Here is a 7734-nt window from a genome sequence, read left to right on the forward strand (position 1 = left end):
GCGCCGCGCCGAAGGTGCTGCTGATCGTGCCGATCGCCGTCTATGGCCTGAACCTGGCGATCAGCGGCGCCGGCTACCTGGACTACCGCGCCGCCGACCAGCGCCTGAAGCGCGAGAACGCCGCCCAGAGCCTGCCGTTCGATCCGGCCCGCATGAGCCTGGTCGCGCCCCAGAGGCTGGCCGAGGGCTTGGTCCAGCCGTACGCCGTGCCCGTGACCTATGCCGACAAGCCCGATGGCGACACCGGGCTGCCGTCCTCGTTCCGGGTGTTGCCCAAAGCGACGTGCCAAACCATTCCCAAGTCCCTCGACTTGGCGATGGGCGCCGGGGTGGTGAGCATCGACAGGGCCAACGTCAAGAACGCCTGCCTGCTGCGGTTGCCCGCCGCGCCCGACCGGGCGCCGCTGCGGGTGGCGTACGAGGACCAGAAGGAAGAGGCTCCGAACGGCGAGCGCTCCCGCACCGTGATCACCGCTCCAGACGGACGCCGAGCGGTGCTGACGCACGGCCGGGCCAGCATCCCGTCGCCCATTCCCTTCCCCCTGGTCGGCTGCTTCACCTGGACCAGCGGTCTGGAATGCGATGCGAAGATGTTCACCCTGAAGCCCTCGGTCGGCGAGGCCGCCGGCAAGGGGCAGGATCGCGAGGCCCAGGAGGTGGCGGCGGTGCTACGGCTCAAGCCGCGCGCCTTCACGCGGGTCGAGACCGGTCCACGCCGCTACGCCCTGCTGCTGGACGAAGGCCAGACCCGGAGGCTGGCCGCGGGGTCCGAACCCCAGGTCGCCCAGGCCCAGGCTTTCGGGGCCAAGGCCGTGGACGCGCAACTGGCCCGGTTCTCGCGGTTGATGACCGGGGAGGTCGCCAGCGACCAGAGTCTCGACACCTGGATGGTGATCCAGAACGCCGATCGCCTCGACGACCAGGCCCTGATGGCGGCGATCGAGCGCGATCTCGGCGATCCGAGCGCTTACGATCGCCGCGGGCAGTTCGGCCGGGCAGCGGCCGCTCTCAAGCCCGAGAGCTTCGCCCGCATCGGCCCCCGGCTGATCGTGGCGGTCGCCGAGGACGAGCAACTGCGGGAGGCCGAGGGCCTGCTCGCCCGCCTCGGCGATCTCGGCGCCATGGCCGCGCCGACCCCGGCGAGCCTGCTGGATCGGGAGCGCGGCACGTGGCGCATCAGCGCCATGCTGGGCCTTTGCCGGGCGGGAACCCAGGCGCGGGGCTTCGCCGAGCAGGTCGCCGCCGCCGCCCGCGCGGACCCGCGTCCCGAACGGCTGCAGGCCGGGGTGGTCGCCCTATTGCGCATGGACCGCCGCGACCTGGCCCAGCAATTGGCCGCCCTGCCGATCAACGACAACCTGACCGGCCGGCGCCACCATCGCCTGTGGGTCGACGACGCCCTGGCCACGGTCAAGCCGGACTCGCCCAGGAGCGCATGCACGGTCGATCGTCGCAAAAACGAGGTCGTCGATGTGCCTTGGCTAAGGGACTGAGGGGACGGGGAGCGGAACCCAATCGGGCCAGTCCACTGTCACCTCTCGGCTGTCCACGCTGAGGTCGGCGCCGTCGATGCGGTCCAGGCGCAGCAGGGCCATGGCCTGACCGTCGCGGCCCGACAGCACCTCGCCGGCCCGCAGAGTTCCGGCCAGCACCTCGGCGCCGAAGGCGGGGGCGGGGCCGTCGAAGGCGAGCGGCAGCATGCGGGTCTTGATCGTCCCCCGCCGCTTCATGCGGCTGGTGGTCTCCTGGCCGACGAAGCAGCCCTTCTTGAAGTCGATCCCGTTCAGCAGGTCGAAGTTGGCCTCGATCGGATAGGTCTTGTCGGTTCCCCAGTCGGCGGGGCCGGGCGCGCCGAGGGCCAGGCGGTGGGCGTCGTAATCGTCCTCCGTGGCGGTGGCGTCCAGGGCGTCGCCGTAGAACCGCCAGCCCAGGGCCGGCAGGCGCGGATCGGCGGGATAGCCCTCGATGGCGTCCGACGCGAAGCCGAACAGGGCGTAGACCTTCAGGTCGCCGGCCTTCAACTCGACCTTGGCCCGCAGCCTGTACATCGTCAGGCGGGTGAGAATGGCGTCGCGATGCTTGGCCGCGACGTCCAGCAACACGGTCTCGCCGGTGGCCGCGACGAAGAGGTCGTGGAGCAGCCGTCCCTGCGGGGTCAGCAGGCCCGCGAAGCGCAGTTCGCCGGGCTCGACCGTCTGGGTCAGCAGGCCGTTGAGGAAGCTCACGGCGTCGGGACCGGAGGCGACGATGACGGCGCGGCTGGGAAGGAGAGCAATGCTGGGCTTGGTCATGCCTGCACATGTGGCGCTAAGGACGCACGCGCACCAGTCCTCAAATGAATGAAAAGCTGAACCGTTAACGAGGGATGCGCCGACTCGCCGCCGGCTCTATACATGCTCCGATGACACAGCGGGCCTTCCCGATTCTTTTCATCACCGCCACGCGGATCGGCGACGCCGTGCTGTCGTCCGGCCTGATCCGGTTCCTGGCCGAACAGATCCCCAACGCCCGCTTCACCATCGTCTCCGGCCCCTTGGCCGCGCCGCTGTTCGCCCATGTGCCCGGCCTGGACCGGGTGATCGTCATGGAGAAAGGCAAGGGCAAGGGCCACTGGTTTAAGCTGTGGAACCAGGTGCGGCACAGGAAATGGGGCCTGGTCGTCGACCTGCGCGGATCGGGCACGGCCCTGTTCCTGCGCCGCGAGAAGCGGGCGATCTGGAAGAAGCAGATCGGCGGCGAGCCGCTGCACAAGGTGATCGACGCCGCGCGCGTGCTGAAGCTGGAAGGCGATCCGCCCAGCCCGCACCTCTACATCACCCCCGAGGTCCAGGCCCTGGCCGACCAACTTCTGGCCCCACGTCCGGGCGAGCCGGCCGGACCGATCCTGGCCGTCGGCCCGGCCTCCAACTGGGTGGGCAAGATCTGGCCGATCGAGCGCTTCGCCCAGACCGCCCAGCAGCTGCTGGGCCCGCAGGGCGCGCTGGCGGGCGGGCGGCTGCTGATCCTGGGCGGCCCCGGCGACGGACGCATGGTCGAAGAGCTGCGCATGGCTTCGGCCCGCGGCCGCTATGTGGACCTGACCGGCAAGGTCGACCTGCTGACCGCCTATGCGGTGCTGAAGCGGGCGGACCTGTTCATCGGCAACGACAGCGGCCTGATGCACATCGCCGCCGCGGCCGGCGTGCCGACGATCGGCCTGTTCGGTCCCTCGGACGAGCGCCGCTACGCCCCCTGGGGACCCGACACCCGCGCCGTGCGCGGCCCGCGCACGTTCGACCAGTTCCTGGCCGTCGATCCGGACCTGTCCCAGGCCATCCGCCACATGAGCGACCTGCCGGTGGCTACGGTGGTGCGCGCCGCCAAGGCCCTGCTGGCCGACGTCAAGGCGGCCAAGGACGCCGCGCCGGAGGTGGTGGTCGAGGAAGACGCCCCCGAGGCGACGCTCGAGGACGCGGCGGTCACGCCGGAGCTTCAGGCGGTGGTCGAGGATGTGGTTCCTGACGCCGATCATCAACCGGCCGAGACGCCCGCTGCCGAAGATACGATCGAGGCGGATCGCACCTAGGGCGCGCTCCTCCCCCCTCTAAGCATCACCTTTCTGATCCGCTCATCCCGGCGAATGCCGGGACCCAGATGGAGTGGCGCTTGGGCGGGCGCCAAGAGCTCTGAGCTCTTCCAATCAGCCACACCGCTAAGGGATCTGGGTCCGGCATTCGCCGGGATGAGCGGATTTCAGGGTCTAGATCCTCGCCAACCCGTCCATGATCGCCGTGAGCGCCAGCACCGTCTCGGCCTCCATGGCGCTATGGCCGGCGTTGGTGCGGACGTAGGTCGCGGGCTCAACCCCCACCGACGCCAGGGCCGCGACCAGCCGCGAGGCCTGGGTCAGCGGGCAGACCTGGTCGAAGCGGCCGTGGACGACGTGGATCGGCAGCTTGGCGATCCGCTCGACGTTGCGCGTGATCTCGTCCGGTTCCAGGAACAGGTTGTTGGCGAAGAAGTGGGCCTCGATCTGGGCGAAGCACAGGGCGAAGTCGGCCTCGCCGAACTTTCCCGGATCGTCCGCCGCGGGGATCATGTTCGAGATCGCCCCCTCCCAGACAGACCAGGCCAAGGCCGCCCGCAGCTGGGCCTGGCGGCCCGCGTCGTCGCCGGGCGTTCCGTCGAAGATCGCCTTGTAGGCCCTCATCATGTCGCCGCGCTGCTCGGCCGGAATGACCTCGACGAAGGCCTTCCACTCGTCGGGATAGGCGATATAGGCGCCTGGTTCGCTCAGGGCGTAGGGCGTCTCCGCGAACACCGCCGCATTGCCCTGGTACATGTAGAGCAGGTCCTCGCGGGTCCCCAGGAAGATGCCGCGCAGGATCAGCGAGGCCACGTGCTCGGGATGGCGGATGGCGTAGACCAGGGCCAGGGTGCTGCCCCAGCTGCCGCCGAACACGTGCATCTTGCCGGTGATCCCGAGCGCGTCACGCAGGCGGTCGATGTCGGCGACCAGATGGTCGGTGTCGTTCTTCTGGAGGGCGACGGCCGGGCCGTGCGAGGCCACGGTCGGGGTGCTCTTCCCGCAGCCGCGCTGGTCGAACAGGATCACGCGGTACCGGGCCGGATCGAAGAACCGCGACATCACCGGCGCGCAGGCCCCGCCCGGACCGCCGTGCAGGAACATCACCGGCTCGCCGTCGGGCGCGCCGTATTCCTCCCAGTAGAGGGTGTGGTCTGGCCCTTGGTCGACCTGCAGAAGCCCCGTGCGGTTGGGCGCGCCCTGCGGATACTTCCACTCGCCCGTGACCTTGCTGGTGGTCTGGAGTCTGGAAAAGTCCATGGCGGCCTCGTCGTGTTGGAGAAAACGACGGGGAGGTGCGCCCGTCGCGCGCGGCGGTCAATGTCGGAAGCGGGCGATATTTGGTCTTGCGGCCGCTAGGGTGGGCGCCTAGACCGCGTCAAACCCTCCCAAGCCGGCAGGAGCCGCTCCCATGACCCAGACCTTCGACCTGATCGTGCGCGGAGGCGAGGTGGTCAATCACGCGGGGCGAGGCTTCACCGACATCGGCGTCCGCAACGGCAAGATCGTCGCGATCGGCGATCTGGGCCAAGCCAGCGCCGGCGAGATCTTCGACGCGACCGGCCTAACGGTGCTGCCCGGCGTCATCGACAGCCAGGTCCACTTCCGCGAGCCCGGCCTGGAGTGGAAGGAAGACCTGGAAAGCGGTTCGCGCGGCGCGGCCCTGGGCGGCGTGGTCGCCGTGTTCGAGATGCCCAACACCGAGCCGACGACGACGGACCCGGACGCCCTGGCCGACAAGCTGGCCCGCGCCAAGGGCCGCATGCACACCGACCACGCCTTCTATGTCGGCGGCACCCACGAGAACGCGACGTTCCTGGGCGAGCTGGAGCGCCTGCCGGGCTGCTGCGGCATCAAGGTGTTCATGGGCGCCTCGACCGGCACCCTGCTGGTCCAGGACGACGAGGGCGTCGAGAACGTGCTGCGGCACGTCAACCGCCGCGCCGCCTTCCACTCCGAGGACGAGTACCGCCTGGCCGAGCGCCGCTCGCTGGCCCGTCCCGGCGACTGGACCAGCCACCCCGAGGTCCGCGACGCCCAGGCCGCCATGCAGTCGACAGAGCGCCTGGTGCGCATCGCCAAGAGCCTGGGCAAGCGCATCCACGTGCTGCACGTCACCACCCACCAAGAGATAGAGTTCCTTTCGAAGCACAAGGACGTCGCCAGCGTCGAGGTCACGCCCCAGCACCTGACCCTGGTCGCGCCCGAGGCCTATGAGCGCCTGAAGGGCTTCGCCCAGATGAACCCGCCGATCCGCTCGGCCGAGCACGTGGCCGGGGTCTGGCGCGGCATCGAGACCGGCATCGCCGACGTGCTGGGCAGCGACCACGCCCCCCACACCCGCGAGGAAAAGGCCCGGCCTTATCCGGCCTCGCCCTCGGGCATGCCGGGCGTCCAGACCCTGGTGCCGATCATGCTGACCCATGTCGTGAACGGCAGGCTGTCGCTGGAGCGCTTCGTCGACCTGACCAGCCATGGCGTCAACCGCGTGTTCGGCCTGGCCGACAAGGGCCGCATCGCCGAGGGCTTCGACGCCGACTTCACCATCGTCGACATGAAGGCCAAGCGCGTCATCACCCACGACTGGATGGCCACCCGCTCGGGCTGGACCCCGTTCGACGGCTTCGAAGCCAAGGCCTGGCCGGTGGCGACCATCGTGCGCGGGACCGTGGTCATGCGCGATGATGAGATCGTGGCGGAAGGGACGGGGACGCCGGTGCGGTTCCTGGAGACCTTGGCGGGCTGACCCTCTTCCAAGGCCCTCCCCCTCGACTTTTTCCAATGACCCTGTCGAATCCACTCCACCTCGCGCGTCTTTCAGCGAGGGCGCGCGCCGTGCGCCGACGGAGGGTTCGATGAAGTACCTGCTGATGATCTATTCCAGCGAGGCTGACTGGGCGCGGCCCGAGACCGATCCGGTCAAGCCGGGCATCTTGGCGGGGCACGAGGCGCTGCAGGACGAACTGCGGGCCAGCGGCATGGCCTGGCAGGGCGCGCGGTTGGCCGACACCCCGAGCGCCCGCACCGTCGCCAACACCGCCGAGGGGCGGGTGGTCCACGACGGACCGTTCGCCGAGACCAAGGAGCAGTTGGCCGGCTTCTATCTGGTCGAGGCGCCCGACATCGCCGCCGCCGAGGCCTGGGCCCAGAAGATCCCGCAGCTGGTCGGCGGCAAGGTCGAGGTCCGGGCGATCGTCCACGCCCCCACCTGAAAACAGCCCGGCTGAAAAACTTGCGGGCGAATGTCGAGTCCGGTCAGGCTGCCGCGTCTCTGATCCGAGACCGGGCGGCGCTTCCGCCGGCCCGGTCGTCAAGAAGGACGGACCCATGCAATACGCCCTGGTGATCTACGAGGACGAGGCCGTTTACGGCGAAGAGAACAGCCCGGTCTGGCAGGATATCCTGGCCAAGCACACGGCCTTCGCCGGCGAACTGGTCGAGAAGGGCCTGCTGCGCGGCGGGGCGGGGCTGAAGACCACCAACACCGCCACCACCGTGCGCCGGGCCGCCGGCCAGTGTTCGCTGCACGATGGGCCGTACGCCGAGAGCAAGGAACAGCTGGGCGGCTTCTACCTGATCGAGGTCCCCGATCTCGATGAAGCCCTGGCCTGGGCGCGCAAACTGCCGCTGTCGGGCGACGGCTCGGTCGAGGTGCGGCCGATCATCGAGGGGACGACGTAGCGGTCCATGGCCAGAGGCCTTCTCGACCAGGCGGCGCGGACCCACGGCGGGCGGGTGATCGCCGCCCTGGCCGCCAAGTTCCGCGACCTGGACCTGGCGGAGGAGGCCTTTGCCGAGGCCTGCCTGAACGCGGCCCAGACCTGGCCGAAAGACGGCGAGCCGCGTGACCCGGCGGCCTGGCTCTACAGCGTGGCCCAGCGCCGGGCGCTGGACATGCTGCGGCGGCGCGGCGTGCGGACCCGGCTGGTCCCGGACCCGCCGCAGCCGCCCCCCAGCGCGGAGGACGTCATGATCGACGATGCGCGCCTGATCCCCGACGAGCGGCTGCGGCTGATCTTCGTCTGCTGCCACCCGGCCGTGGCGCCCGACGCCCGCGCGGCCCTGACCCTGCGCCTGGTCTGCGGCCTGTCCACCCAGGAGATCGCCCGGGCCTTCCTGGTGCCCGAGCCGACGCTGGCCCAGCGGCTGGTGCGGGCCAAGCGCAAGAT

Annotated in this window: 8 protein-coding genes; 6 read left to right on the plus strand and 2 right to left on the minus strand. The window is 70.0% G+C overall.

What is annotated here, in order from left to right; genetic code table 11:
* The coding region (locus AC1DZ6_RS14140) for a hypothetical protein (protein WP_477097798.1) at positions 1 to 1493 on the plus strand (1493 nt) is incomplete at its 5' end.
* Here the strand turns inward: AC1DZ6_RS14140 and ygfZ are convergent.
* The gene (gene ygfZ, locus AC1DZ6_RS14145) at positions 1482 to 2291 is read right to left on the minus strand and encodes a CAF17-like 4Fe-4S cluster assembly/insertion protein YgfZ (protein ID WP_477097799.1); all 810 of its coding nucleotides are present in this window, start codon (positions 2289 to 2291) and stop codon (positions 1482 to 1484) included. The two genes, AC1DZ6_RS14140 and ygfZ, sit on opposite strands and share 12 nt — an antisense overlap.
* A gap of 110 nt (positions 2292 to 2401) precedes the next feature.
* Here ygfZ and AC1DZ6_RS14150 point away from each other — a divergent pair, with 110 nt between their 5' ends.
* Positions 2402 to 3565, plus strand: a complete 1164-nt coding sequence (locus AC1DZ6_RS14150; RefSeq protein ID WP_477097804.1) for a glycosyltransferase family 9 protein — start codon at positions 2402 to 2404, stop codon at positions 3563 to 3565.
* 174 nt (positions 3566 to 3739) lie between these two features.
* Here the strand turns inward: AC1DZ6_RS14150 and pip are convergent, their stop codons facing one another.
* Positions 3740 to 4825, minus strand: a complete 1086-nt coding sequence (gene pip / locus AC1DZ6_RS14155) for a prolyl aminopeptidase (protein ID WP_477097800.1) — start codon at positions 4823 to 4825, stop codon at positions 3740 to 3742.
* Between the two features lie 151 nt (positions 4826 to 4976).
* Between pip and AC1DZ6_RS14160 the strand changes: the two genes are divergently transcribed.
* From AC1DZ6_RS14160 to AC1DZ6_RS14175, 4 genes are all read left to right on the plus strand, one after another.
* Positions 4977 to 6311, plus strand: a complete 1335-nt coding sequence (locus AC1DZ6_RS14160) for a dihydroorotase (protein ID WP_477097801.1) — start codon at positions 4977 to 4979, stop codon at positions 6309 to 6311.
* A 109-nt stretch (positions 6312 to 6420) separates the two neighbouring features.
* Positions 6421 to 6777 carry a YciI family protein gene (locus tag AC1DZ6_RS14165; RefSeq protein WP_477097802.1) on the plus strand — a complete coding sequence of 119 codons (357 nt, stop codon included), beginning with the start codon at positions 6421 to 6423 and terminating at the stop codon, positions 6775 to 6777.
* A gap of 115 nt (positions 6778 to 6892) precedes the next feature.
* A complete protein-coding gene (locus AC1DZ6_RS14170; protein WP_477033203.1) occupies positions 6893 to 7246 on the plus strand; it encodes a YciI family protein in 354 nt (117 codons plus the stop codon).
* 6 nt (positions 7247 to 7252) lie between these two features.
* On the plus strand, positions 7253 to 7734 hold a 482-nt coding region (locus AC1DZ6_RS14175; protein ID WP_477097803.1), incomplete at its 3' end, for a sigma factor-like helix-turn-helix DNA-binding protein.

This window comes from Caulobacter sp. P1_B12_2, assembly GCF_056406675.1.